This is a genomic window from Oceaniovalibus sp. ACAM 378, from assembly GCF_008085915.1.
GTDB lineage: Bacteria > Pseudomonadota > Alphaproteobacteria > Rhodobacterales > Rhodobacteraceae > Oceaniglobus.
Window position 1 is genome coordinate 233,539 of the sequence record NZ_VSJK01000006.1, and the last position, 25,419, is coordinate 258,957.

The 25,419-nt window shown below is 62.7% G+C and carries 26 protein-coding genes; 14 read left to right on the top strand and 12 right to left on the bottom strand.

Annotated elements, in window-relative coordinates; translation table 11 throughout:
• Window positions 1-199 precede the first annotated feature (199 nt).
• Window positions 200-1,402 carry a cyclopropane-fatty-acyl-phospholipid synthase family protein gene (locus FQ320_RS09930; protein WP_148471722.1) on the bottom strand — a complete coding sequence of 401 codons (1,203 nt, stop codon included), beginning with the start codon at window positions 1,400-1,402 and terminating at the stop codon, window positions 200-202.
• A 175-nt stretch (window positions 1,403-1,577) separates the two neighbouring features.
• Between FQ320_RS09930 and aspS the strand changes: the two genes are divergently transcribed.
• A complete protein-coding gene (aspS, locus tag FQ320_RS09935; protein ID WP_148471913.1) occupies window positions 1,578-3,356 on the top strand; it encodes an aspartate--tRNA ligase in 1,779 nt (592 codons plus the stop codon).
• A 50-nt stretch (window positions 3,357-3,406) separates the two neighbouring features.
• Here aspS and FQ320_RS09940 read toward each other — a convergent pair whose 3' ends face one another.
• Window positions 3,407-3,883 carry a hemerythrin domain-containing protein gene (locus FQ320_RS09940; protein ID WP_148471724.1) on the bottom strand — a complete coding sequence of 159 codons (477 nt, stop codon included), beginning with the start codon at window positions 3,881-3,883 and terminating at the stop codon, window positions 3,407-3,409.
• A 221-nt stretch (window positions 3,884-4,104) separates the two neighbouring features.
• On the opposite strand from FQ320_RS09940, the gene FQ320_RS09945 reads away from it, so the two are divergent.
• Window positions 4,105-5,478 carry a DUF1800 family protein gene (locus FQ320_RS09945; protein WP_187393852.1) on the top strand — a complete coding sequence of 458 codons (1,374 nt, stop codon included), beginning with the start codon at window positions 4,105-4,107 and terminating at the stop codon, window positions 5,476-5,478.
• Between the two features lie 25 nt (window positions 5,479-5,503).
• Window positions 5,504-6,718 (top strand): DUF1501 domain-containing protein, encoded by a 1,215-nt coding sequence (locus tag FQ320_RS09950; RefSeq protein WP_255509447.1) that lies wholly within the window; start codon window positions 5,504-5,506, stop codon window positions 6,716-6,718.
• A 168-nt stretch (window positions 6,719-6,886) separates the two neighbouring features.
• Here FQ320_RS09950 and FQ320_RS09955 read toward each other — a convergent pair whose 3' ends face one another.
• Window positions 6,887-7,075 (bottom strand): hypothetical protein, encoded by a 189-nt coding sequence (locus FQ320_RS09955; protein ID WP_148471728.1) that lies wholly within the window; start codon window positions 7,073-7,075, stop codon window positions 6,887-6,889.
• A 129-nt stretch (window positions 7,076-7,204) separates the two neighbouring features.
• Here FQ320_RS09955 and FQ320_RS09960 point away from each other — a divergent pair, with 129 nt between their 5' ends.
• The 3 genes from FQ320_RS09960 (at window position 7,205) to FQ320_RS09970 (ending at window position 11,889) form a co-directional block, all read left to right on the top strand.
• Window positions 7,205-7,924 carry a GNAT family N-acetyltransferase gene (locus FQ320_RS09960; RefSeq protein WP_148471730.1) on the top strand — a complete coding sequence of 240 codons (720 nt, stop codon included), beginning with the start codon at window positions 7,205-7,207 and terminating at the stop codon, window positions 7,922-7,924.
• A 222-nt stretch (window positions 7,925-8,146) separates the two neighbouring features.
• The gene (rnr, locus tag FQ320_RS09965; RefSeq protein ID WP_148471732.1) at window positions 8,147-10,417 is read left to right on the top strand and encodes a ribonuclease R; all 2,271 of its coding nucleotides are present in this window, start codon (window positions 8,147-8,149) and stop codon (window positions 10,415-10,417) included.
• Between the two features lie 107 nt (window positions 10,418-10,524).
• The gene (locus FQ320_RS09970) at window positions 10,525-11,889 is read left to right on the top strand and encodes a lytic murein transglycosylase (protein ID WP_255509448.1); all 1,365 of its coding nucleotides are present in this window, start codon (window positions 10,525-10,527) and stop codon (window positions 11,887-11,889) included.
• 258 nt (window positions 11,890-12,147) lie between these two features.
• Here FQ320_RS09970 and FQ320_RS09975 read toward each other — a convergent pair whose 3' ends face one another.
• Window positions 12,148-12,882 (bottom strand): response regulator, encoded by a 735-nt coding sequence (locus FQ320_RS09975; protein WP_148471736.1) that lies wholly within the window; start codon window positions 12,880-12,882, stop codon window positions 12,148-12,150.
• A gap of 147 nt (window positions 12,883-13,029) precedes the next feature.
• Between FQ320_RS09975 and mce the strand changes: the two genes are divergently transcribed.
• Both mce and FQ320_RS09985 read left to right on the top strand, forming a co-directional pair.
• Window positions 13,030-13,446 (top strand): methylmalonyl-CoA epimerase, encoded by a 417-nt coding sequence (gene mce, locus FQ320_RS09980; protein WP_148471738.1) that lies wholly within the window; start codon window positions 13,030-13,032, stop codon window positions 13,444-13,446.
• 46 nt (window positions 13,447-13,492) lie between these two features.
• Window positions 13,493-13,780, top strand: a complete 288-nt coding sequence (locus FQ320_RS09985) for a DUF1467 family protein (protein ID WP_148471740.1) — start codon at window positions 13,493-13,495, stop codon at window positions 13,778-13,780.
• Here the strand turns inward: FQ320_RS09985 and FQ320_RS09990 are convergent.
• From FQ320_RS09990 to FQ320_RS10005, 4 genes are all read right to left on the bottom strand, one after another.
• Window positions 13,719-14,435 carry an EI24 domain-containing protein gene (locus tag FQ320_RS09990; protein ID WP_148471742.1) on the bottom strand — a complete coding sequence of 239 codons (717 nt, stop codon included), beginning with the start codon at window positions 14,433-14,435 and terminating at the stop codon, window positions 13,719-13,721. The genes FQ320_RS09985 and FQ320_RS09990 overlap by 62 nt on opposite strands.
• A 7-nt stretch (window positions 14,436-14,442) precedes the next feature.
• Window positions 14,443-15,018, bottom strand: coding sequence for a nitroreductase (locus tag FQ320_RS09995; RefSeq protein WP_148471749.1), 576 nt, complete (start codon window positions 15,016-15,018; stop codon window positions 14,443-14,445).
• Between the two features lie 117 nt (window positions 15,019-15,135).
• On the bottom strand, window positions 15,136-16,254 hold the full coding sequence (locus FQ320_RS10000; RefSeq protein ID WP_148471750.1) for a class II histone deacetylase: 1,119 nt from the start codon (window positions 16,252-16,254) through the stop codon (window positions 15,136-15,138).
• 86 nt (window positions 16,255-16,340) lie between these two features.
• The gene (locus FQ320_RS10005) at window positions 16,341-16,571 is read right to left on the bottom strand and encodes a hypothetical protein (RefSeq protein ID WP_148471752.1); all 231 of its coding nucleotides are present in this window, start codon (window positions 16,569-16,571) and stop codon (window positions 16,341-16,343) included.
• A 169-nt stretch (window positions 16,572-16,740) separates the two neighbouring features.
• On the opposite strand from FQ320_RS10005, the gene FQ320_RS10010 reads away from it, so the two are divergent.
• Both FQ320_RS10010 and FQ320_RS10015 read left to right on the top strand, forming a co-directional pair.
• Window positions 16,741-17,436, top strand: a complete 696-nt coding sequence (locus FQ320_RS10010) for a M48 family metallopeptidase (protein ID WP_148471754.1) — start codon at window positions 16,741-16,743, stop codon at window positions 17,434-17,436.
• Window positions 17,437-17,628: 192 nt separating this feature from the next.
• On the top strand, window positions 17,629-17,922 hold the full coding sequence (locus FQ320_RS10015) for a DUF6455 family protein (protein ID WP_148471756.1): 294 nt from the start codon (window positions 17,629-17,631) through the stop codon (window positions 17,920-17,922).
• Between the two features lie 19 nt (window positions 17,923-17,941).
• On the opposite strand, the gene rimO is transcribed toward FQ320_RS10015, so the two are convergent.
• The 4 genes from rimO to FQ320_RS10035 form a co-directional block, all read right to left on the bottom strand.
• Window positions 17,942-19,309, bottom strand: coding sequence for a 30S ribosomal protein S12 methylthiotransferase RimO (gene rimO, locus FQ320_RS10020; protein ID WP_148471758.1), 1,368 nt, complete (start codon window positions 19,307-19,309; stop codon window positions 17,942-17,944).
• Between the two features lie 161 nt (window positions 19,310-19,470).
• Window positions 19,471-20,778, bottom strand: a complete 1,308-nt coding sequence (gene pyrC / locus FQ320_RS10025) for a dihydroorotase (RefSeq protein WP_148471760.1) — start codon at window positions 20,776-20,778, stop codon at window positions 19,471-19,473.
• Between the two features lie 103 nt (window positions 20,779-20,881).
• Complete coding sequence (locus tag FQ320_RS10030) at window positions 20,882-21,403, bottom strand: hypothetical protein (RefSeq protein WP_148471762.1); 522 nt, start codon at window positions 21,401-21,403, stop codon at window positions 20,882-20,884.
• A 220-nt stretch (window positions 21,404-21,623) separates the two neighbouring features.
• On the bottom strand, window positions 21,624-22,574 hold the full coding sequence (locus FQ320_RS10035; RefSeq protein WP_148471764.1) for an aspartate carbamoyltransferase catalytic subunit: 951 nt from the start codon (window positions 22,572-22,574) through the stop codon (window positions 21,624-21,626).
• A gap of 172 nt (window positions 22,575-22,746) precedes the next feature.
• On the opposite strand from FQ320_RS10035, the gene FQ320_RS10040 reads away from it, so the two are divergent.
• From FQ320_RS10040 to moaB, 4 genes are all read left to right on the top strand, one after another.
• Complete coding sequence (locus FQ320_RS10040; protein ID WP_187393853.1) at window positions 22,747-23,190, top strand: hypothetical protein; 444 nt, start codon at window positions 22,747-22,749, stop codon at window positions 23,188-23,190.
• Window positions 23,191-23,241: 51 nt separating this feature from the next.
• Window positions 23,242-24,033 (top strand): uracil-DNA glycosylase family protein, encoded by a 792-nt coding sequence (locus FQ320_RS10045; protein ID WP_148471767.1) that lies wholly within the window; start codon window positions 23,242-23,244, stop codon window positions 24,031-24,033.
• A 188-nt stretch (window positions 24,034-24,221) separates the two neighbouring features.
• Window positions 24,222-24,854 carry a LysE family translocator gene (locus FQ320_RS10050; protein WP_148471769.1) on the top strand — a complete coding sequence of 211 codons (633 nt, stop codon included), beginning with the start codon at window positions 24,222-24,224 and terminating at the stop codon, window positions 24,852-24,854.
• 3 nt (window positions 24,855-24,857) lie between these two features.
• A complete protein-coding gene (gene moaB / locus FQ320_RS10055; protein ID WP_148471771.1) occupies window positions 24,858-25,400 on the top strand; it encodes a molybdenum cofactor biosynthesis protein B in 543 nt (180 codons plus the stop codon).
• The last annotated feature ends 19 nt before the right edge of the window (window positions 25,401-25,419 follow it).

Genomic DNA, 25,419 nt, shown 5'->3' on the forward strand with positions numbered 1-25,419 from the left:
TATGCCCGGCCCGGCGCAAGGGTGTTTGGCGCGCAACCTGCGTTGCACCCTGCGCAAGACCGGCCATCCCGCCATGGGCGATCAGCTTCGATTGCGAGTCTCTATCGGGCGGCAGGATGCGCCATGGCTGGCAAAGTTCCAGCCTATCGATCAGTCGAACTTTGCCGGAAAAGTCACCGCAACGGGCGTTTTTCAGGTTTCAGTCAGTTTCATGCAGATAGCCGCGGGTCAGCGGCACCGCGTCTTTCCGGTGTGCCAGCTGCGCCTGAAACACCACTTGGGGGCCGTACCGAAAGGTCATTTCGGAGGCGACGAGATAGAACCGCCACATCCGGCAAAACCGGTCGTCATAGATTTCGCGCGCCCGGTCTACGTTGGCGGTGAACCGGTCGTCCCAGTGGCGCAGGGTTTCGGCATAGTGCATGCGCAGCACTTCGACATCCGTAAGGTGCAGGTGCTCATGCTCGATGGCCGCCGACATTTCCGACAGGGCAGGCACATAGCCGCCGGGAAAGATATATTTCGAGATCCACGGGCTGGTGATGCCCGGCGGGGCGGTGCGTCCGATGGTGTGGATCAACGCCACGCCCTCGGCTGCCAGACGGTCGTGAACGGTGCGAAAATAGGTATTATACTGCGGCGCACCCACATGTTCGAACATGCCGACCGATACGATCCGGTCGAAGGTGCCTGTTACCGCGCGGTAATCGATCAGGCGGATGTCAACTTGCCCCTCAAGCCCTGCGGCCTGCACCCGTTCGGTCGCCACCCTGTGCTGTTCCGTGCTCAGCGTGACCCCTGTCACCCGCGCGCCGAAATCCCGCGCCAGTGTGATCGCCATGCCGCCCCAGCCACAACCGATGTCCAGAACCGACATCCCCGGCTCGATCAGCAGTTTCGCTGCGATATGCGCTTTTTTCTGTGCCTGCGCGCGGTCCAGAGTGTCGTCCGGGCGGCGGAAATAGGCGCAGGAATACTGTTTGTCTTCATCCAGAAACAGATCGTACAATTCCCCGGACAGGTCATAGTGATGCGCCACATTCGCCTGTGACCGGGTCGCGGGGTTCCATTGATCCAGCCAGCGCAAACCACGTTTGGCGTGTTGCAGGGGCATCTGAAACCAGATCGGCGGCTTGGACGATGCGTTTTCCAGCGCCAGATCCAGAAACCCGCGCAGATCGTCGTTTTCGATCGTCAGGGTGCCCTCCATATATCCCTCGCCCACGCCCATATCGGGCGCCATGGCGATGCGGCGGGGCAGGGTGGGATCGCTGAGCCGGACGCGGACAGGGGGCGAAACGCCGTCTCCGGCGACGATGCGGTGGCCCGACGGCATCTCGATTTCGATGCTGCCCTTTGTGAACAGGCGTTTCACAAAGGTGCCGAATGCGGCGTCCCACATACGCGATCCCTCCCCAGGCTACGTAAACCCCTGCCAAAGGTGCAACAATTTGCCGTGAATGCAACAACTCATCGTGGCGGGCGATAATTCCCTGCCGGTGTCGCCGCTTGACTTTGCGCTTTATCAGGGGTGTATCGGCACCGACCCGATGACCGAACCCCCGAAGGGATGAATGATGCACGCCTATCGCAGCCATACCTGTGCGCAATTGACGAAATCCGATGTGGGCGCCGATGTGCGGCTGTCGGGCTGGGTGCACCGGGTGCGCGATCACGGCGGTGTATTGTTCATCGACCTGCGCGATCACTATGGCATCACGCAGCTGCTGTGCGATGGCGACAGCCCGGCCTTTGCCGCGCTGGAAAAAGTGCGTGCCGAATGGTGCATCCGCATTGACGGCACGGTCAAGGCGCGTGACTCCGATCTGGTGAACGCCAAGATCCCGACGGGCGAAATCGAGGTCTATGTCCGCGATTTTGAGGTTCTGGGTGCCGCGGCCGAGCTGCCGCTGCAGGTGTTCGGCGATCAGGAATACCCCGAGGAAACCCGCCTGCGCTATCGCTTCCTTGATCTGCGGCGGCAGAAGTTGCACGACAATATCGTGCTGCGCTCCAACGTGGTGCGCGACCTGCGCCAGCGGATGTGGGATCAGGATTTCAACGAATTCCAGACGCCGATCATCACCGCATCCAGCCCCGAGGGCGCGCGCGATTTCCTTGTGCCGTCGCGCCTGCACCCGGGTAAATTCTATGCGCTGCCGCAAGCGCCGCAGCAGTTCAAACAGCTGATCATGGTGTCGGGGTTCGACAAGTATTTCCAGATCGCGCCCTGTTTCCGCGACGAAGACCCGCGCGCCGACCGTTCGCCGACCGATTTCTATCAGCTTGATCTTGAGATGTCGTTTGTCAGCCAGCAAGACGTGTTCGACACGATTCAGCCGGTGATGCAGGGCTGTTTTGAGCGTTTCGGCGGTGGCCGCAAGGTGAACACCGACTGGCCGCAGATTTCATTCCGCGATTCCGCCCTGTGGTACGGCACTGACAAGCCCGACCTGCGCAACCCGATCAAGATGCAGGTGGTGTCGGATCATTTCGCAGGTTCCGGCTTTGCCATCTTCGCCAACCTGCTGGAGCAGGAAGGCACCGAAATCCGCGCTATCCCGGCCCCCAAGGGCGGATCGCGCAAATTCTGCGACCGGATGAACGCCTTTGCCCAGAAGGAAGGGCTGCCGGGGATGGGGTATATTTTCTGGCGCGATCAGGGGCAGGGGATGGAAGCCGCCGGACCGCTGGCCAAGAACATCGGCCCTGAACGGACCGAGGCGATCCGCCAGCAGTTGGACCTTGGCGTCGGCGATGCGGCGTTCTTCCTTGGTGGCAAGCCTTCGGCGTTCGAGCGGGTGGCGGGCAAGGCGCGCACGGTGATTGGCGAAGAATTGGGCCTGACCGACAAGGACAGCTTTCAATTCGCCTGGATCGTCGATTTCCCAATGTATGAGGCAGACGAGGACTCCGGCAAGATTGATTTCAGCCACAACCCGTTCTCCATGCCCCAGGGCGGGCTTGAGGCGCTGGACGGCGATCCGCTGGGCGTGCTGGGATACCAGTATGATCTGGCCTGCAACGGTTACGAGTTGATCTCGGGCGCGATCCGGAACCACAAGCCGGAAATCATGTTCAAGGCGTTTGAACTGGCGGGTTATGGCGAGGACGAAGTGCGCAAGCGGTTTGGCGGTATGGTCAATGCGTTCCAATACGGTGCACCGCCCCACGGCGGTTGCGCGGCGGGGATCGACCGGATGGTCATGCTGCTGGCGGATGAGGCGAACATCCGCGAGGTCATCATGTTCCCGATGAACCAGCGTGCCGAAGACCTGATGATGGGCGCGCCCAGCGAGCCGATGAACGAACAGCTGCGCGAATTGCGCCTGCGCGTCTTGCCGCCGGAAAGCTGACTTTGCACTCACCCGGCGGGCCGAAGAAATGCCCCGCCGGGCCGCAAGGCTCAGTCTACCAGACTTGCGGCCTTTTTCTGCTCGATCAGACCCATTTCTTCGGTCTTGCGAGCCTGAAAGCGCTTGCCGAACCCGTCAATCTCTTTGGTTGAAATCACTTCGCGGGCCAGGGCGAAGACTTCGCCTTCTTCCTCGTCCATGTGGTGCAGATAATCGTGACGCAGGGTCTTGAAACGGGTCAGCCAGCCGGGGCTGGACATATCGGCCTCGTTCAATTCCTCGAGCAGATCATCCAGCTTTTTATGCTCGTGCACCGAATGACGCGCGGCATCTTGCCCCCAGGTCTTGGCGATCAGCTTGGAATAAAACGTTTCTTCCTCGGCAGCGGCATGGGATTTGACGTCATGGTAAAAGCTGGCCCATGCTGCCTTGCGATCCACCGAGGCCCCGGTCGTCGCTGATATCCGATCAAGCAGGGCACGATGATTTTCGTGGTCGGCGATGATGGCTTCATAGATGGATGGCATGGCAGGCTCCATTGAATTGGGGCGCTCGGGTGCAGTCTGTCGCGGCGCGCGCGGCCTCTAATCGCCCGGTGTGCTGTGCAACAGAAACGCCAACAGAGGCGGGCTGGTTCCGCTTGGCCGGAAATGGCCGAACCTTGATTGCTGGCGGTAGATTGGCCTTGGCAAGCGTGGTGGGACGCCTATCTATTGTCCGTCATCCGATCGCCAGAACGAGGTTGCGCATGCAAGAGTCCACGATTGCCGCCATCCGGTTTGGTCTTGGCCTTGGCCCGGGGCAACAGCCCGAAACCGCCGCTGAAATCCTCGCATCGCTGCAGACGGAAGACCGGGTCGCGCAGGCCTATCCGACGATCACCTATGAGCGGGCAGAAGAATTGTCGCGCCTGCACAAAGAGACACTGGATGCCCTGAAAAAGCGCGAACCGGGCGCCGACGATGCGCACGGCAAGATCAAGCGCGAAATCAATCTGCTCAAGCCCGAAACATTGCGCGCCGTCTTTGCACGGGCGATGGACACCGAGGCGCCCCTGCGCGAGCGATTGATGTATTTCTGGCTGGACCATTTCACCGCCTCAACCCAAAAACAGCCGACCGCGCCCTTTGGTCCGGCCTATATGGATGGTGCCATCCGGGCCAATATCACCGGCACTTTTGCCGATATGCTCAAGGCGGTCGTGGTGCATCCGCAGATGCTGTATTTTCTCGATCAGCCAAGCTCGATCGGGCCCGGCTCGAAGATCGGCAAGCGACAGGGACGTGGATTGAACGAGAATCTGGCGCGCGAGGTTCTGGAATTGCACACGCTTGGGGTCGGCGGAGCATACACCCAGACCGATGTGCGCGAGTTTGCCAAACTGCTGACGGGGTTGTTCGTGCGCGCCAGCGATGGGTTTTCCTATCGCCACGATTTTGCCGAACCCGGGGCCGAGACGATCCTGGGCGAAACCTATGGCGGGGCGAAAAAAGCGTCACTTGAGGAGATATTCGAGTTTCTCGACGATCTCGCGATACATCCCGATACGGCCCGTCATGTGGCGGGAAAACTGGTGGTGCATTTCGTCTCGGACCTGCCCGATCCCGATCTGGTGAGCCATGTGGCCGAGGCATGGATGGATTCTGGCGGCGATCTGATGACCGTTTATGCCGCCCTCCTGAACCATCCGGGCGCATGGGTTGCGACCGGGCTGAAGGCGCGGCAACCGCTGGATTTTCTGATCTCCGGCCTGCGCGCCCTGGGGCTAAGCGGCGAACAGGTGATGACCATGGATAAAAAACTGTGGGCGCCGCTGATCGTCTCGCAGCTTGACGTGATGGGCCAGCCGTTCATGCGCGCCAAGGGGCCGGATGGTTGGGACGAGGCGGCCGAGGCCTGGATCAATCCTTTGGGGCTGGCGACCCGTATCCGGTGGTCGATGACGATGCCGCAGAAAATCTCGAAAACGCTTGGCATTCCGTTGGCGGACCCGCGCAGTTTTGTTCTGACGGCGCTGGGCGATGCGGCTTCGCCCGGGCTGATCTGGGCGGTGGGCGCGTCGGAAACCGAAAGTCAGGCGATGGGGCTGGTCTTTGCCTCGCCCGAGTTCAACCGTAGATAACAGCGCAGGCAGCAGGAGACGGCAGATGGCAAATGGCATGCTTTCGCGGCGCGGGCTTTTGACCCGGGGTGCGGCGTTGATCGGTTGTTCGGCGGCGGCGCATCCGTTGATGTCGACAGTTACTTTCGCGTCGGCCCCCTGGGAGGAACGGTTGGTCGTGCTGATCCTGCGCGGCGGCATGGATGGGCTGGACGTGGTGCGCCCGGTCGGCGATCCGGCCTACGGTGAATTGCGCCGCACCATGCTGGACAGCAAAAAAGCCGAGGCTGGGCTGCCGCTGGACGGATATTTTGAGATGCATCCCGATCTGGCCCCGCTGGCGCCGCTTTGGCAGGCCGGGCAGCTTGGCTTTGCCCATGCGGTTTCAACACCTTACCGCAACAAACGCAGTCATTTCGACGGGCAGGATATCCTTGAGGCCGGAACCGGGCTGGACGTACCCGATGAAACCCGGCGCGATGGCTGGCTGAACCGGATGTTGCAAACCGTGGGTGGGATGGAAAGCGAAACCGCCTTTGCCATCGGTCGCGACGAATTGAAGGTGTTGCAGGGCAAAGCGCCGGTGTTCAACTGGTCGCCCGATGCCGCGCTGACCGTCACACCACAATCCCGTTTGTTGCTTGAAAAGATCTATCACGAGGATGCACTGTTTCGCGATGCGGCCTTGGAAGCGATCGATCTGGCGGAAATGGCCCGCCCCGCTGGCACCGATGGAGCGATGACCGAAGCGCCCAAGGGCAACGCCAATTCAGTGACGAATCTTGCAGCCTTCGCGGCCGAGCGTCTGACCCAAGAAACCCGGATCGCAGCCTTTTCCCTGAATGGATGGGACACGCATCGCAAGCAGGAAAATGCAATTCGCGGAGCATTGGGGGATCTGTCGGAAACGATCCTGACCCTGAAGAAAGGGCTTGGGCCGGTGTGGGCCAAGACGACCATTCTGGCGATGACCGAATTTGGCCGCACGGTACGCGAGAACGGATCGGGCGGAACCGATCACGGCACTGGCGGTGCGATGCTGATGGCGGGTGGAGCGATCCGTGGCGGGCGTGTCTTTGGCAAATGGCCCGGGTTGGACGACGCTTCACTGTATGAAGGGCGCGACTTGATGCCAACCGCCGATGTGCGCAGCTATGCCGCCTGGGCGATGCGCGGCATGTTCGGAATTGACCGGACGTTGCTTGAGCGTGACGTTTTTCCCGGCCTCGACATGGGGAGCGATCCCGGCTTGTTGCTCTGACGCTCTGACGCTCTGACGCTCTGACGCTCTGACGCTCTGACGCTCTGACGCTCTGACGCTCTGACGCTCTGACGCTCTGACGCCCTGACGCCCTGACGCCCTGACGCTCTGACGCTCTGACGCGATAAGGGCCGCAGGTGTGTCTGCCGCGATAAAGCGGGTTGCCGATCAGACGTTGTCGGTTTCGGCCACGACCACAGTAACCGGCGTGGCGTCGGCGGCAATGCGCGCTTTCGGCGTCATCAATGTACCGGCAAGCGCGAGACACAGGGACAGGCTGCCAATCGCCAAAACCAGACGATCCAGAAGATCGCTTTTCCGTTCGGCGCGCATCACGGTGTCCACCAGTCTTTCCACTGTTTTCCCTCCAATGTCCGCGCCGTGATCCCGGCGCCTCTGGACCTTGGCCTCACAATGGTAAAGAAATCGGGCACAAATACGATGGAACCCGCGCTTTCCGTGGGCAAATTGCGGAGGAATTGCGGCATGACGGCTGATCGGCCCCTGGGGCGCCCCGTGCCCGACTGGAATCCACCACCACGCCCCGGCCCGGCAATGATCGAAGGACATCATTGCACGCTGCACCGGCTTTCGGCCGATGAACACGCGGCACGACTGCATCGCGCCAACGCGGCGAACGACCGCATGTGGGATTTTATGGGCTATGGTCCCTTCGCATCCGCCTCGGCTTATCATCGTTGGATGCGGGAACAGGCGTCGGGGGACGATCCGCTGTTTTATGCCATCGAACAGCACGCCACCGGGAATTTGGGGGGTGTCGCGTCGTTCCTGCGGATCTCACCCGAATCAGGGAGCATCGAGGTGGGGCACATCGCCCTGTCGCCCGAGTTGCAGCGCACGGTCGCCGCAACCGAGGCGATGTACCTGATGATGGGGTGGGCCTTTGGCGCCGGCTATCGGCGGTACGAATGGAAATGCAATGCCCTGAACCATGCGTCGCGCCGGGCAGCGCAGCGGCTGGGGTTCAGTTACGAGGGCGTGTTTCGGCAGGCGGCAGTTGTCAAAGGGCACAACCGCGACACCGCGTGGTTCGCAGCCATAGATGGCGAATGGCCCGCGTTGCAGGCGGCATTCGATGCATGGCTATCGCCGTCGAATTTCGATCCCGACGGTCGGCAGATCGAACGTCTGGGCGATCTGACCGCATTGGTGCGGGCTTCGGGCGATCCTGCGTTGGTGAAGTAACCGGCTGGTAATTTCTTTCGATTAGACAGAGCGCGAAGCTCTGCACCCTGTCCGGTATTGAGAAAATCGGCTCATGCATCGGCAGATGTCCTTTCTCGACCGTCCGAACCAGCGCGGCCACCAGTCGCCGCGCCAAGTGATCGCGCGGCTGCGAAGAATTGTGCCTGCCTTCGGCTGGTGTTCCGCAATGACACGGCTTCCTGTCCGTGCTAGCCACCGGATATGACGCGCATCCCCTCAAAATCCGAGATCCTGCAATGGATCGCCGACAACCCCGGCCAGACTGCCAAACGCGACATTTCTCGCGCCTTTGGCCTGAAAGGCGCGGCGAAGGTCGATCTGAAACGCTTGCTGAAAGAGCTGGAAACCGAAGGCCGGCTGGAGAAGCGGCGCAAGGTGTTTCGCGACCCGGACACCCTGCCGCCTGTTTCGGTGCTGAGCATTCTTGCGCCCGACCGCGACGGCGATTTGATGGCGCAGCCGGTGGAATGGGGCGGCGACGGACCCGAGCCGAAAATTCTGTTCATCCCGCGCGACGGCGATCCGGGCTTGGGTGCCGGCGATCGCATTCTGGCCCGGCTGACTGCCGTGACCGGGCAGGACTATGATTACGAGGCGCGGATGATCCGCCGCATCGCTGAAGCCCCGCAGCGCATTCTTGGCATTTTTCGCACCGGATCGGGGGCGGACGGTGGTCGGATTTTGCCCATCGACAAGGGGCAGGAGCGCGAATGGCGCGTCGCCCCCGGTGCCACCCACGGGGCAAAAGACGGCGAGTTGGTCGAGGCTGAACAGGCGGGCAACCGGTCACGTCTGGGAGTTTCGGGCGCCCGTGTCGTCACGCGGCTGGGCGATCCGTCAGGCCCGCGCGCCGTGTCGCTGATCGCGATCCATCAGCACGGCATCCCCGATGAGTTTCCCGACGACGTGCTGGCCGAGGCCGAAAATGCCGCCCCCGCGCCGCTTGAAGGGCGCGAGGATCTGCGCGATCTGCCGCTGGTTACGATCGATCCGGCGGATGCCCGCGATCATGACGACGCCTGTTTCGCCCGGCCCGATGACGACCCGAAGAATCCCGGAGGCCACATCATCTGGGTGGCCATCGCCGACGTGGCCCATTATGTGCGCCCCGGCTCGGCGCTGGACCGCGAGGCGCGCAATCGCGGCAACTCTACTTATTTCCCGGACCGGGTGGTGCCGATGCTGCCCGATACACTGTCGGGCGATCTGTGTTCGTTGCACGAAGGTGTGGACCGGGCGGTGATCGCGGTGGAAATGCGAATCGATGCGGAAGGCACAAAGATCGGCCACCGGTTTACGCGCGCGATGATGCGCTCGCTTGCGTCGCTGACCTATGAACAGGTGCAGGCGGCGCGGGATGGTACACCGTCCGACACGGTGCTGCCGATGATCGACACCATCGGTCACCTGTTCGATGCCTGGGCTGCGCTGGACCGGGCGCGGGCAACGCGTCAGCCTCTGAACCTCGACTTGCCCGAACGCACGATCCATCTCAGCGATGAGGGAAAGGTGACATCCGTCGCGTTCAAGGAACGTCTGGACGCGCACCGTTTGATCGAGGAATTCATGGTGCTGGCCAACGTCGCCGCCGCCGAGGAACTGGTAAAGCGCCGCACTCCCCTGCTGTTCCGCGTCCACGAGGAACCCACCCCCGAAAAGATCGAGAGCCTGCGCGAGGTGGCGCAGGCCAGTGGTCTTGTGCTTGCCAAGGGGCAGGTGTTGCAGACCCGACATCTGAACCGGCTGCTGGAACAGGCGCAGGGCAGCGCAGTGGACGAGTTGATCAACATGTCCACTTTGCGGGCGATGACGCAGGCCTATTACCATCCGCAGAATTACGGCCATTTCGGGCTGGCACTGAAAAACTATGCGCATTTCACCTCGCCGATCCGGCGATATGCCGATCTGATCGTGCACCGTGCGCTGATTTCCGCCCACGGCTGGGGCCCCGACCCGAAGGCCGATGGCCTGTCCGCGGACGAGGCCGAGGCTCTGGAGGCGACGGGCAAGCATATTTCGACCACGGAACGCCGCTCGATGGTGGCCGAGCGTGACACTTCGGACCGGTATCTGGCCGCTTTCCTGTCGGAACGCGTCGGCACCGAGCTGAGCGGGCGCATATCGGGCGTGCAGCGGTTTGGTGCTTTCGTGCGGCTGGACGAAACCGGGGCGGACGGGCTGATTCCCGTACGCACGATGGGGAGCGAGTATTTCAACTTCGACGCCGACAGTCAGACACTTACCGGATCTGACACCGGCGTCGAGATCGCATTGGGCCAGCGGGTGACCGTGCGCCTCGCCGAGGCCGTGCCGGTGACTGGCGGGCTGATGCTGGATCTGCTGGAGATCGAGGGGGCCGCGATGCCCCGTGGCGCGTCGTCGCGACGTGGCCGAACGCCGGGACGCAAACCGGGGCGCGGGCAGGCCAAGGCGGCAAAGATCAAGCGCAAGGTGAAACGCACCCGGAGCTGACCCAGGGCGATGTTCCGCCTTGCCCCTTTGCGGATATTTCAACACGGGCTACAATCGCCGACAAAACCGAAACAGGCAGATACAGGTGCGGCATGTTCAGGATTCTGATGCGATCGGCGCTCGCGGGAGTGTTTGCGACAGCGGCAATCGCCGCGCCGGTCAGCAAATCGTCCCAACCCGGAGTAAGGCCCGAACTGGGGCCAAAGTGGGCGCCGGTCCTTGCCGGAACGGCGGTTGTTCGCCGTGCCCTGCCGGGACATGAGTCCGCCACACCCGCCCTGCGCCCGCGCGCCCGCCCGACCCCTGCGAAAGAAGTGGTGCCGGTGATCACCCTGTCGACCAAATCGCCGGACGAATTTCCGGCTTGGATCAAAGGGTTTCGCACCCGCGCTTTGGCCCGGGGTATCCGCGCGAACGTGTTCGACGGGGCTTTCGACGGTGTGACATACGACGCCAAAGTGATCGAGCGTGACCGCAACCAGAACGAATTTACCAAGACGATCTGGGATTACCTCGACACTGCCGTATCTGACCTGCGGATCGCCAATGGCCGCACCGCGTTGGACCGGCACCGCAAAACGCTTGCAGCGATCGAGGCGAAATACAACGTCGACAAAGAGGTGGTGGCGGCCATCTGGGGTCTTGAGTCCGCCTATGGAACGTTCCGGGGTGGCAATGACGTGATCCGCTCGCTTGCCACGCTGGCCTTTGATACCCGGCGCGGCGCATTCTTCGAGGGTGAATTGCTGGGCGCGCTGAAGATCCTGCAAAGTGGCGACGCCAGCCCCCGCTCGATGACCGGAAGCTGGGCGGGGGCCATGGGTCACACCCAGTTCATTCCGACATCCTATCTGTCCTATGCCGTCGATTTTACCGGTGATGGCAAACGCGACATCTGGGGCGAGGATCCCACCGACGCGCTGGCCAGCACGGCCGCCTATCTTGCGGCGTTTGGCTGGAAAATGGGCCAGCCCTGGGGGGTTGAGGTGACACTGCCCGACGGATTCGACTGGGCCTCGGCCAACCGCGAAAACAAGAAACCGCCTGCGGCCTGGGCGCGTCTGGGGGTGGTCGCTGTGGACGGCGCGCCGATCCCGGATCATGGTCCGGCCTCTGTCCTGCTGCCCGCCGGGGCGCTGGGTGCGGCATTTCTGGTGTTCGACAATTTCGCGGTGATCGAACGCTATAACACCGCCGACGCCTATGTCATCGGGGTCGGTCATCTGGCCGATCGTATCGCGGGGCGCGGACCCATTCGCGCAACGTGGCCACGCGGGGACCGCGCGCTGAGCCTTGAGGAGCGCGAGGAAATGCAACGTCTGCTGACCGCGCAGGGTTTCGATACCAAAGGGATTGATGGCAAAATCGGCCCGCTGACAATTCAGGCGGTGCGTGATTTCCAGCGCAAGCTGGATGTGCCGCCCGACGGTTATGCCGCCCTGAGCGTGCTGGAGCGTCTGCGGCGGCAATGATCCCGGCGCGGAACCACGCGCATTGCCGACGCTGAAATCGGTTCTGCATGTTGGAGAGAGACCGGCAGTCGCCCCGCGCTGTCGCTCCACTGCAGGTGGTTGGCCAGTGACACAGGCTCGGTCAGGATCAGCGCGCCGATCCCGCCACGGGCCAGCCGCGCACGGACCGGGGCCTTAGCGACCGCATCGGGCTGCTGCACATTTGCCGACGGGCCGCGTTACCGCATGGCGCGCAGGTTTAAGCCCAGACATCCGGCGTCAGAACGGGGCCGACCCTGCCGGGCCGATCCGGGCCTGAACCATGGCGCTGATCCGCGAGACCTGCGCGGCCACGGATATGCCATCCCGGTTCATCGCATGCAGTTCCTCGGCCGCACCGGTAAGATCCGCGTCGCCCATGCTGCGCCCAAGCCCCAACAGGAAACCACTGACATAGGTCAGCTGCCCCGGGCCATTAATCGAATTGCGGCCATCCAACAGCGTCATCACATGGGACAGATCGTCGCGCAAAGCCATCCTGTCGGGGTGGACGGCATCGTTCAGCACCGCACGCGGCCCGCGCGGCAGAGTGTCACGGGGCAGGCGGGACAGGATCGTCTCAAGGAACGCCCCGAGCGAATCGAGCGGTTTGGCAAGAAAGGCATCCGCCCCCGCCGCACAGGCGGCAGGCCCCGCCGTCGGATCGCCAGACGTGGCCAGCAGAACCGGCACACGCGGTCGGGCCTGTGCCAGTTCGTGGATCAGATCATGCCCTGACCCGTCGGGAAGCCCCAGATCGATGATCGCGACAGTGGGGCAATACACCTTGAGATGGCGCGCCGCCGAGGCCAGCGTATCGGCCCGGCGGATCCGGGCGCCGCAGCGCAGGCACATCAGGCGCATCGCCTCGCTGGCGAAACGGCTGTCTTCGACGATCAGAACGGTTTGCCCCAGCAACGGGCGGTCCGCCGTCGGTTTGCTGGGAGTCATGAATGCATCGTGCAGCTCGGGCATGGCTGTAACCTTTCGGGGCTGATTGCGGTACATCGGCTGACCTGACACTACCCGCATGAAAGATAACGGGGCGTTAACTGCGGTCATGCGCCGCTTGCCCTGCGCCTGTGTGGCGCCCATAACCCCAGCAGAAGAAGGAAACGCCCCATGATCGGTCGCCTGAACCACATCGCCATCGCCGTTCCCGATCTGGACCGGGCAATAGCGCAATACCGCGACACGCTGGGCGCGAAGGTGAATCCGCCGCAGGATGAACCCGATCATGGCGTCACCGTGGTTTTTATCGATCTTCCGAATACCAAAATCGAACTGCTTTACCCCTTAGGCGACAACAGCCCAATCGCCGGATTTCTGGAACGGAACCCGGCGGGCGGCATCCACCACATGTGTTACGAGGTCGATGACATCCTTGCCGCTCGCGACCGGTTGACGGCGGCGGGCGCCCGGGTTCTGGGTGACGGCACGCCAAAAACAGGCGCCCACGGAAACCCGGTGCTGTTCCTGCACCCCAAGGATTTCAACGGCTGCTTGATCGAACTGGAACAAGTCCCGGCCGCGTCCTGATCCGGAACCTTAACGCATTCCACCTGAAATTGAGAAAGCCCGTCCAATGTCCATTATGTCCGCCATCGTCCTGTTCGCCATGATCTGGTTCATGGTGCTGTTCGTCGCGCTTCCGCTGGGCCTGCGAACCCAGGGTGAAGAGGGCAAAGTCGTGCCGGGCACACACTCAAGCAGCCCGGCCAACCTGAATATGAAACGTAAAGCGATCTGGGTGACGATCGTTTCAGTGGTTCTGTGGTGCGTGATCGCCGGGATTATCGTGTCGGGTGCGATCAGCGTGCGCGATTTGGACTGGTTCCACCGGATGGCGCCAGTCGATGGAACAGGTGGGTAAAGGTCGCAGCCCCCAGCACCGGCACCAGCAGATTGACCAGCGGCACCATCAGCGGCATCGCCATCAGGGCCCCCGCCAGCCAGATTTGCCCCATGTGACGCCGCTGCATGCGACGCGCATCTTCCCGTGACATGCGCCGCATCGCGACAAGCTGAAAATACTCGCGCCCCAGAAGATACCCGTTCAACGCGACAAAGATGATCGGCGCGGCAATCGACAGGAACGCATAGGCGATCAGTGCCAGAATGTTCGCCACGATCAGCACGCCAAGAAAATTCACGCTGTCCCGCAGCCCGGCAAAGAACCCGACCGGCACCCCCTTGGGCAGATGGGCATAATGGCGCTCTTCGACGGCATCCGCCACATCGTCAAGAAACAGCGAGGTGAAGGCCGAGGCGACAGGCACCATCAGGAACACCGACAGCACCAGCATGAACAGGATCGATGCACCCGACAGGAGATCGTCAATCCATGTCACCTCGCCGATCCCGGGAATGGTCAGGGAATCCGGCGCCAGCCAGTTCACCACACCAAGGAACGCGGCATAGACGCCGAACAGCAGTATGATGGTCAGTGCCAGTCCCAGCAACAGCACTCGGCGGAAACGCCGGTCACCAAGTTGGTTCAGCGCCTTCCAGAAATCTGCGAAAATCATATGCGGATCACGGGCGGAACCGCGTGGTGATGGCAGCCAGATCGGGGCGTGGCCGGTCCGGGGGGGTGCTGCTTTCGGTGCCCAGATGGATGATACCCGCAATGGATTCAGACGTTGCGACGCCAAGCCAGGTCAGGATCTCCGGATCGCGTGACGCCCAGCCCGACAGCCAGTTCGCACCCCAGCCCGAGGCGAGCGCGGCGTTGAGCAACGACAGGCAGACCGCACCGGCGGAAAACAACTGTTCGCTGTCGGGAATCTTTTCCGACGCAACTGGCGAAGACACGACGATGACCGCCAGATGCGATCTTGCGTATTCGTCCCGCGACTTGACCGTTTGGTCGGGATCGATTTGCAAGACTGTCGCCCGCTCTGTCACCTTGATCGACATCGCCAGCAACGCCGCACGGTCAAGCAGAATAAACCGCCAGGGTTCAAGTTTACCATGGTCGGGCGAGCGTGCGGCAGCGGTCAGGATGGTCTCCAGCGCGGCGTCATCCGGCACCGGCAGCCCCAGCGTCTTGGCCGAAGTCGAGCGGCGGGTCAGCAGAAAATCAAGCGCGGCGGGATTTGGGGCAGGCATCGGCAATCTCCGGTCAGTGTCCCCCGGATGTCGGGGTTTCGGCGCGCGGGGTCAAGGCCCGCTGCATCCGCACAGGGGGGTGGGTTTTGTGTGCCTCAATCGGTGGAAAAGATTGATTCAGCGGTGTCCGGGCAGGGGTTGCTCGCGCGCCAGATCGGAAATCCATTCTGACAGGAATGCATTGAACGCACTGCCGGGTTGTCGGGCCATGAAGTTTTCGGCGACCGGATCGGGGGCGTCGATGGCGCTGCCAGACAGTTGGCGGATCGTGGCATGACCGCAGAATGGCACATAGAATTCAGAATATCCGCCCTCGTGCACCAGAACCAGCTTGCCGCCGCACAGATCATCGGCCAGCGCCATGGTCCGTTCGGTGAGGGCGCGGAATGTCTCGGCCGTCGCCATCATCCGGGCCAGCGGATCCATCAGCGCGGCATCAAAACCACAGGCCACGATGATCACATCGGGGCGATAGGCGGCAAGCGCGGGGGCAACCAGCCTGTCGAATGCCTCAAGATAGCCGGAATGCCCGGTGCCAGCGGGCAGGGGGATGTTGATGTTGTATCCGGTGCCCGCACCGCGCCCACGGTCGGCGGCAAATCCGGTGTCCTGAGGATAGTTGCGGTCCTGATGCATCGACAGGGTCAGAACATCGGAGCGGTCATAGAAAATCGCCTCGGTCCCATTGCCGTGGTGGACATCCCAGTCGATCACCGCGATCCGTTCGGCGCGGTGTTCGGCAATGGCGGATTCAACCGCGATGGCGATATTGTTCAGCAGGCAGAACCCGTTCGGGCGGTCGGGCAGGCTGTGGTGGCCGGGCGGGCGCGACAGGGCATAGGCGTTGGTCAACTCCCCTGACAGCACGCTGTCCAGCGCGCCCTTGGCCAGACCCGCCGACAGCGCGGCAATCTCGAATCCGCCGGGGCCAAAGGGTGTGCGGTGGCCAATCTCGCCGCCGCCATTGTCGGAGATCCGTTTGAACTCGGTCAGAAAGCTGTCGGGGTGGACGCGGCGCAGATCTTCCATCGTGGCCGGGGCGGCGCCCTGGGTGGCAAGATCGCCCCACAGTCCCGTCACCTCCATCAGCGTTTTCAGGCGGCGTTTGGTTTCCGGGCTTTCGGGCAAACCACCCGCCGCGAGCGGCTGCACCAGCCCGCCAACCGGCAGATACCCGGCATAATTTCCCCCGCCATGCCAGAAACAGCGTTCATCCCAGAAAAAACCGGTGGCCAATTGCCCGCTCCTTTAGATTTCTCCTGTCACCTTAAGCGATGGCGGGGGCGTGTCCAGACCCGCCCGGAGGGGCGCAAGTCGCGGTGTCAGCGTTTCAGGCGATAGGCGCCTTCGGGCAGGTTCAGCGCGGCGGCCAGATCGCGGACCTGCGCCATCGACAGGCTGATCATGACCACCCGGTCGGTGCGCGCATCCAGTTGCTCCATGGTCACGACATCCTCGAACACGTTCAAGGTGATGTCTTCCTGACGGTGGGTGCCCACTTCGTCGACAAGGGTGATGACGGTCGCGTCAAATTCATGTTCTATGGTAAACATGAGCGTCAGAGTAAGCGCCGCGCGACGCGGTGCAAGCGCAATCGCACCCGAAACAGGCGATGACAAATACGCGAGCGTGCGGGTCTCTGGTGATTTTGGCGCTGCGTCCTCTGGTTCTTTACGGTTGGGCCGCTATTCTTGCGCCGACGTGTCGCGGAAAGGAACATCCATGCGCCTGGCGCTGCTTTTGGCCCTATTGGCTGCTGCGGGATGTGCAGCACCGGTGATTTCTGTTGCGCCAACGCCGCCACCGGTTCAAACGCCCCGTCAGGCAGGCATAACCGCCGCGCGCAATTTCATCACTGTGGTCGAAGCGGTCGAACCCCAAGCCGAGCGTGAGTGCCGGGCGCGGACCCGGGGGGTGAACTGCGATTTCATCATCGTTGTGGATGACCGGCGCGAACTGCCGCCCAACGCATTTCAGACGCTCGATAAAAGCGGACGGCCCATTGTCGGGTTTACCCTTTCGCTGATTGCCGAGGCCCGCAATGCCGACGAGCTGGCCTTTATTCTGGGGCATGAGGCGGCCCATCACATTGCCGGGCACATCGGCCGAACGCGGGATTCAGCGATGCGCGGCGCGATTTTCGCCGGGGTTCTGGCCACCGTGGGTGGAGCCAATGCCGAAACGGTGCGCGAGGCACAGAATTTCGGGGCCTCTCTGGGCGCCCGACGATATTCCAAGGGTTTTGAGCTTGAGGCCGATGCGCTTGGTACCCTGATTGCGGCGCGCGCCGGGTTCGACCCCCTGCGCGGCGCCGAATATTTCACCCGCACGCCCGACCCCGGAAACCGCTTTCTGGGCACCCATCCGCCAAATGCACAGCGGATCGCCACCGTCCGGCGCGTGATGGCAGGGCTTTAGACGGCCAAGCGTCACGCCCAAAAAGGCAGTGTAGGGTCAGGAATACCCGCCTTTTGGCGCGATTCTTTCGACCTCAGGGTAGACAGGTCGCCGGTTCGGCGGCAGGCTGACTCTATTCCCAAGCTATTTTAACGATCTTTCAGACGATTTTCGCGACGACTTTTCAAATGGCCGACATTGCAGGAGCATATTATGTGCGATCAATCCGCCCATTCCAAAGCTGACCTCTCCGAACCCGATCTGCGCGAACAGGCACGTCTTGTGCGCCGGATGGCCGGGGTCACCGGCGTTGATATCGATGATCCCCCACAGGCGGGCGTGGCACCCTGCGCTGTGCCCACCGAGGTGGTTCACAACTGTGCCACCTGTGCTGCCGCAGCAACCTGTCCCGGTTGGCTGGCCGCGCAGGAACGCCGGGCACAGACCGCCCGTGCGCCGGAATTCTGTCACAATCGCGCGTGGTTCGAGGCGCGGCAGGCAGGCTGATCCGACTCTGTGCTGCTGGCTATACCACCCGGCCCCACAGATCATATTCCCCCGCCTCGTTCACCTCGGCGGTAACGATATCGCCGGGCGACAGCGTTTCGAACCCTTCGTCGATGAACAGGTTGCCGTCGATCTCGGGCGCATCGGCAAAGGTGCGGCACGTGGCGGCCTCATCGTCGACCTCATCGACGATCGCCTGCACCCGGGTGCCGACTTTCGCCGCCAGTTTCGCCTCGGAAATCGCCTGCGCACGGGCCATGAAACGGTCCCAGCGGTCCTGCTTGACCTCTGGATCAACGTGATCGGGCAGGGCGTTCGAGCGTGCACCGGCGACGTTCTCATATTGGAAGCAACCAACCCGGTTCAGTTGCGCTTCGTCCAGCCAATCCAGCAGCGTCTGAAACTCGGCCTCCGTCTCGCCCGGATAGCCAACGATGAACGTGCTGCGCAGGGTGATATCGGGACATATATCGCGCCAGGCGGCGATCTTTTCCAAGGTGCCTGCGGCGGCGGCGGGGCGGGCCATACGTTTCAGCGTGTCGGGATGGGCGTGCTGAAACGGAATGTCGAGGTATGGCAGCACGCCACTGGCCGGATCGGCCATCAGCGGAATCAGATCGCGCACATGGGGATAGGGATAGACATAGTGCAGCCGGACCCAAGCCCCAAGCGTTCCCAGATCACGGGCAAGCGACAGGATCGGGGCCTTTTCGGGGCGGCCCTTCCAATCGGTGCCATAGGCGCTGGTGTCCTGACTGATCACCAGCAGTTCCTTCACGCCGGCACCGACCAGCCGTTCGGCTTCGCGCAGGACGGCGGCGTGCGGGCGCGAGGCCAGCTTGCCGCGCATGTCGGGGATGATGCAGAACTTGCAGGCGTGGTTGCAGCCCTCGGAAATCTTGAGATAGCTATAGTGGCGCGGCGTCAGCGTGACCGCCTGTTTCGGCAGCAGATCGATAAACGGATCGGGCGCGGGCGGCACGGCGGCATGTACGGCGTCCAGCACCTGTTCGTATTGGTGCGGTCCGGTGACGGCCAGCACCCTTGGGTGTGCGCCGGTGATATACTCGGGGTTGGCCCCAAGGCAGCCCGTGACGATGACGCGGCCATTCTCGCTCAGCGCTTCGCCGATCGCCTCCAGACTTTCGGCCTTGGCGCTGTCCAGAAAGCCGCAGGTGTTGACGATGACCGCGTCGGCCCCGGCATAATCGGGTGAAATGCCATAACCTTCGGCGCGCAGACGGGTCAGAATGCGTTCGCTGTCGACCAGCGCCTTGGGACACCCAAGCGAGACCATGCCGATCACCGGTTGATCCGCGCGGCGGACACCGTTGAGCTTGAGCGAAGGCGCGAGATCGGGGCGGAGGGAAGCGGGGTTGTTTGCCATCGCGTGCCTATACAGCAGGAAACGGAGCAGGGAAACGGGCGACATGATGTGCAACGCTGGGGGCGGGCGACGATTTTTCATTGAAAAATCGGGTCCCGCCGCAGATGTCGGTCTCAGATGGCCATATCGGCGCCTGCGTCAGGCCGCCATCGGGTCCGGTCTCAGGGCGCGTCCGAATCAAATACCCGGGTGCCGCCGACCCATGTGCCCAGCACGCGCCCCTCCATCCGCTGACCATCGAATGGCGTGTTCTTTGATTTGCTGAGCAGGGTGAACCGGTCCAGCACAAAGGGCGCGTCGGGATCAAACAGCACCAGATCGGCGGGCGCCCCTTCGGCCAGACGCCCCTGCGGCAGGTTCAGACGACGCGCCGGGTTTAGCGACAGCGCGCGCCACAACACCGGCAGCGCGACATGGCCGGAATGGACCAGTCGCATGGCCGCGGGCAGAAGGGTCTGCAAAGCCACCGCGCCGCTCGCTGCTTCCTCGAATGGCAGGCGTTTGGATTCCTCGTCCTGCGGGGTGTGCATGGAACACAAGATATCGATCAGCCCATCGGCCAACGCCTCGACCACCGCAATCCGGTCGTCCTCGGATCGCAGGGGCGGTTTGATCTTGAAGAAGGTGCGATAATCGCCAACGTCAAATTCGTTCAGCGTCAGGTGATGAATGCCGACCCCCGCCGTCACATCCAGTCCGTTCTGCTTGGCTCGCTCAAGCGCAGGCAGGGCGCGGGCGCTGGTGATCTGATCGGCGTGATACCGCGCCCCAGTCATTTCGACCAAAGCCATGTCGCGGTCCAGCGCCATACGCTCGGCCATGGGGGATACGGCGGGCAGACCCTTCAGCGATGCGAACTTGCCGCTTGTCGTGGCGGCACCCGCGCTCAGCCCCGGATCCTGAGGGTGCGCGATGACCAGCACACCCAGCGACCTTGCATAGGTCAGACAGCGCGAAAATACCTTTGTATCGGCCACCACCCGGTCGCAATCGGTGAAGGCGACGGCACCTGCGTCTTTCAGAAACCCGATCTCCGTCATCTCGCGCCCGGCCCGTTCCTTGGTCAGCGCGGCCATGGGCAACACGCGCACCGGGCTGTCCGCATTGGCGCGGCGCATGACGAATTCCAGCACCTCGGGGGTGTCGATCGCCGGTGACGTGTCGGGGCGGGTGACCATTGTGGTGATGCCGCCCGCCGCGGCCGCGCGTCCGGCGCTGCGAAAGGATTCCTTGTGCCGCTCGCCCGGTTCGCTGACCTTTACGCCGATATCGACGATTCCGGGGGCTAGGCAGCGCCCGCCGCAGTCCACGACGTGCTGTGCATCGCGCCTCGTCGCATCGGTTGTTTCGGTGGCGTCGGCGGGCAGGATCGCGATGATCGTTCCGTCCCGAACCAGCAACCCGCCGGGCGCATCGGTCAGGGTTTCCGGGTCGATCAGACGAGCGTTGATGAACAGTGTCGTTGTCATGCCTGACCTTTCCGGGCGTGGATGAGAATGTCGTCACCCCGCCATCCGTCGGCGATTATCTTTAAGCCGGATGCGCCCCGGATATCATCTATGCCCACCGCGATCATCCCGATCGCGCCAAAAGAAACATGACCAGCGCAAGAACAGTCGCAGCGATCAACCCGATCAGCAGGGTTCGGCGGGAGGCCTGATGCGGTTCGGGCGCGGCACGACCGCCGCCCAGAGTGCCCTTTGCGCCGTCGCTGCGCAGCGGAGTCATTGCCGGGGGCGGTGCGTTCAGCTCGGGCAGGGTGGCGATATGGGTCAGCGCCGGGGCGGGTGACAGAGTGGCCCCACCGGGGGGCAGGGCGGCGGCGCGCAGCAACAGGACATGTCCGGTCAGCGCATCCAACCGCGCGCGTTGCTGCGCTGCGGCCTCTGGGTCAACGTCGAACCCGGCCAGAAGGTATCCGGTCAGGCCCATGGAGGAAATATCACCGGTGTCCAGCACCTCGGCCTGATCGGGGCGCGACAGGGGCGTGCCCAGCACCGAAGACAGGGCCTCGGGAGATTTCAGCGCCTCGGCCTCGGACGCGGGCATCGACAGGGAGAAGATGTGAACGGCATTCCGGTCAGTCAGTTTCATCGCGCGTCCCTTTGTAGAGAGTCCGGTCTCAGTTGAAAATCTGACCTTGGTTGAAAATTCCGGGTTTGTCGAAAATCCCGCCGCTGTTGAGGATCCGGCAGTGCAATCGCGCCCGGATATGTGCAGCTGCGGTTCGGCGTGGCAAGATGCCTGCGCTTTGACGGTCGACCGCGCATAGAACGGCCCGCTGCTGTGGCAGATGGCGCAGTCCTGTCCGCAGTCATGCCATCACCCCCGGTTGTTCCGCGCGCAGGTTGCGCGCCAAAAGATCCATCGCCGCCATGCGCACGGCGACGCCCATCTCAACCTGCTCTTGAATCACGCTGCGGTTGATGTCGTCGGCCAGCGTCCCGTCGATCTCGACCCCGCGGTTCATCGGGCCGGGGTGCATGACGATGGCGTCAGGTTTTGCATGGGCGAGTTTTTCGCCGTCCAGCCCGTAACGGTGATAATATTCCCGCTCGGAGGGGATGAAACTGCCGTCCATCCGCTCTTTCTGCAATCGCAGCATCATCACCACATCGGCACCTTCCAGCCCGGCGCGCATGTCATCGAACACCTCGACCCCCCAGTCGGCGGCACCTGCGGGCATCAGGGTGGGTGGACCGATCAGTCGGATCCGGGATTCCATCTTGCCCAGCAGCAGGATGTTCGACCGTGCCACGCGGGAATGGGCGATGTCGCCGCAGATCGCCACGGTCAGGCGGTGCAGCCGTCCCTTGGCGCGGCGGATCGTCAGCGCATCCAGCAAGGCCTGCGTCGGATGTTCGTGCCGCCCGTCACCGGCGTTCAGGACGGCACAGTTCACCTTTTCCGCCAGCAGATTCACCGCGCCCGAATGGGGGTGGCGCACGACCAGCAGATCGGGGTGCATCGCATTCAACGTCATTGCCGTATCAATCAGGGTTTCACCCTTCTTGATGCTGCTGGCCTGCATCGACATGTTCATCACATCGGCGCCCAGCCGTTTACCTGCCAGTTCGAAACTCGCCTGCGTCCGGGTCGAACTCTCGAAAAACATGTTGATCTGCGTCAGTCCGGCAAGAGCATTGCTGCGCTTGTCAGGGGCGCGGTTCAGCGCGACATATCGATCTGCCAGATCGAGAATGGCAGTGATTTCGACGGGATGAAGGGGCTCGATGCCCAGAAGATGGCGATGGCGATAGGTCATGTTTCATCCTTGCTGCCCACAGGGTTATAGAAAACGGTGGCGCGACGTGCAATGCGCCCGATGGGATGCGCAATCGTTTCGACTTATCCACATAAATTCAATTCTCGAGGGTTGAATGATTTTCGAGTGCGAGCAATGTGAAGTTTGCTGCAACCTGGGAATTAAAATAAATATGAAGAATATATTATTTCCGCTTCTTTTCGCCTCGGCGGCGGCTTTGGCCGGATGCGTCGAACAGCCACAACGGGTTTCAGCCGTCTATATTCCAAGTCTCGTTTTCAAGGGGGCTTCCTGCCAGGAGCTGCTTGGGGAGCGCGCACGTCTGGCCGGCTATGTTGCCCATGTGACCGCCGCCCAGAGGCGCGCGGCGGATAATGATGCGGCATTGATGATCGTTGGCGCCGTGGTGTTCTGGCCCGCGCTGCTGGCGCTGCCTCTCACGGTGGACCAGTCGGCACAGCTGGCGGTCGCGCGCGGCCACTATGATGCGCTGAACGAGGCGATCCGAAAACAGGGATGTCAGGGGGCATCGCACGCGTCTGCGCCGCGCCATCCGGAGTTTGAGTATTCGGTCGGCACCTGGAAACGCTATCGCGGCGATTTTCCACCCCTCTGATCGGCGGCGGACGGCTTTACCTTGCCATGGGGCGGACATATCGTCGGCCCCATGAGCGACTCTGCCACATATCTGCGAGCACTGCTGGAATGGCAGGTTGAACTGGGCGCGACCGAGGCGATTTGTGACGCGCCTCTAAACCGATTCGAAGCACCTGCCGCACCGGTTTCCCTGACCAGGCCCGCATCTACCGCGCCGTCGCCTTCCGGCGGGGCGGCGGCGATTGTGATGCAGCCGCACGATGGTCCCGACCCGGTTGCACAGGCGCGGACGGCGGCGGCTCAGGCGGACGATCTGGCGGAACTGCGAGCCGCGATGGCCGCGTTTGACGGATGCGAGTTGAAAAAGGGCGCGCGCAACCTTGTCTTTGCCGATGGCATCCCCGGCGCGCCTGTCATGATCATCGGAGACTCTCCGGGACGAAACGAGGATGCGGCGGGCAAACCGTTCATCGGTCAGGCGGGGCAACTGCTTGACCGGATGTTCGCGGCGATCGGAATGGGCCGGGAGATGGCCGGATCACCGATCTACATCACCAATATCCTGCCCTGGCAGCCCCCCGGCAACCGCGACCCCGAACCCGAAGAAATCGCGATGATGATGCCCTTTGTCGAGCGCCACATTGAGCTGGTGGCGCCCAAGGTGCTGGTCGCCATGGGCAATGTCAGTTGTCTGGCGCTGCTGGGGAAAAAGGGTATCACCCGGCTGCGCGGCACTTGGGACACCGCTCTGGGCCTGCCGGTGCTGCCGATGTTTCACCCCGCCTATCTGCTGCGCAATCCGGCGGCAAAGCGCGACGCGTGGCACGATCTTTTGCAGTTGCAGGCGAAATTGCGGGGCTGACGGGCCGGGCCGATCAGCCGGGCCAATCAACAGGGCTCAATTGCGGGGCCAAATCAGAGGGCCACATTACAGGGTGCAAGCGGCGCAAACGGTCATCGCCCTCGTATCGCTACAAAAGCGCCATGCGGTTCGCATTTGCATTCCGTGCGATTGGGTGGCCTGATCAGCATTCATTCCGGAGGTGTTTCATGCTGCCTGTCGACCCTGTGGTCCTGCTGGCCTTTCTGCCTGCTTCGCTGGCGCTGAACCTCACGCCGGGGGCTGACATGATGTTCTGCCTTGGGCAGGGGCTGCGCGCTGGCTGGCGGCCTGCCGTGGCGGCGAGTGCTGGAATTGCGTTGGGTGGCATGGTGCATGTGGCGCTGGCCGGGCTGGGGCTGGGGGCCGTCGTCGCCGCCGCGCCATGGGTGTTCGAGGCGATCCGCTGGGTCGGCGTGCTTTATCTGTTGTGGCTTGCGGTCGCGACGCTGCGTGCGAAAACCCGGGCGGACGTGCCGGTGGTGCGGTCGCGGCGCGCGCTGCGGGACGGGCTGGTGGTGAACCTGAGTAACCCAAAGGTGATCCTGTTCGTCCTGGCCTTCGTGCCGCAGTTCGTCGATGTGACGCGCCCGGTGTTGGGGCAGTTCCTGTATCTGGGGGCGGTTCTCGCGCTGGGCGGTTTCGTGATTAATGCGATGGTCGGCATTTTCGCAGGCGGCGTGGCCCGGCGGCTGATGACTTCATCGGGGTCAGCGCATATTCTGACGCGTATAATGTCGTGGGTCAGCGCCGGGATCTTCGGCGCGCTGGCCCTGCGGCTGGCTGTGATGGAAAAGGGTTGAACTATGTCCACGATCGACGAATCGCGTGAATTCTTGCCGGTGCGTATCGCGGTTCTGACCGTCTCGGACAGCCGGACATCTGCCGATGATCGGTCAGGCGACACTCTGGTGGCCCGGATCGAGGCTGCGGGGCATCAACTTGCGGCGCGTGAAATTGTGCAGGATGACCGCGCCACCATTGCTGCCCGCCTGCGCGACTGGTGCGCCGATCCGGCCATTGACGTTGTGATCAGCACGGGCGGCACCGGGCTGACCGGGCGGGATGTGACGGTCGAGGCGCATAGGGACGTGTATGAAAAGGAAATTGACGCCTTTTCCACGGTCTTTACCATCGTCAGTATGAAGAAGATCGGCACCAGTGCGGTTCAAAGCCGCGCCTGTGGCGGGGTGGCTATGGGCACCTATCTGTTCGCGCTGCCCGGCAGTCCTGGCGCCTGCAAAGACGCCTGGGACGAGATCCTGTCGCTGCAACTCGATTATCGCCACCGGCCCTGCAATTTTGTCGAGATCTTTCCCCGACTCGATGAGCACCGGCGGCGAAAATAACCGGCGCGACGGATTTCCG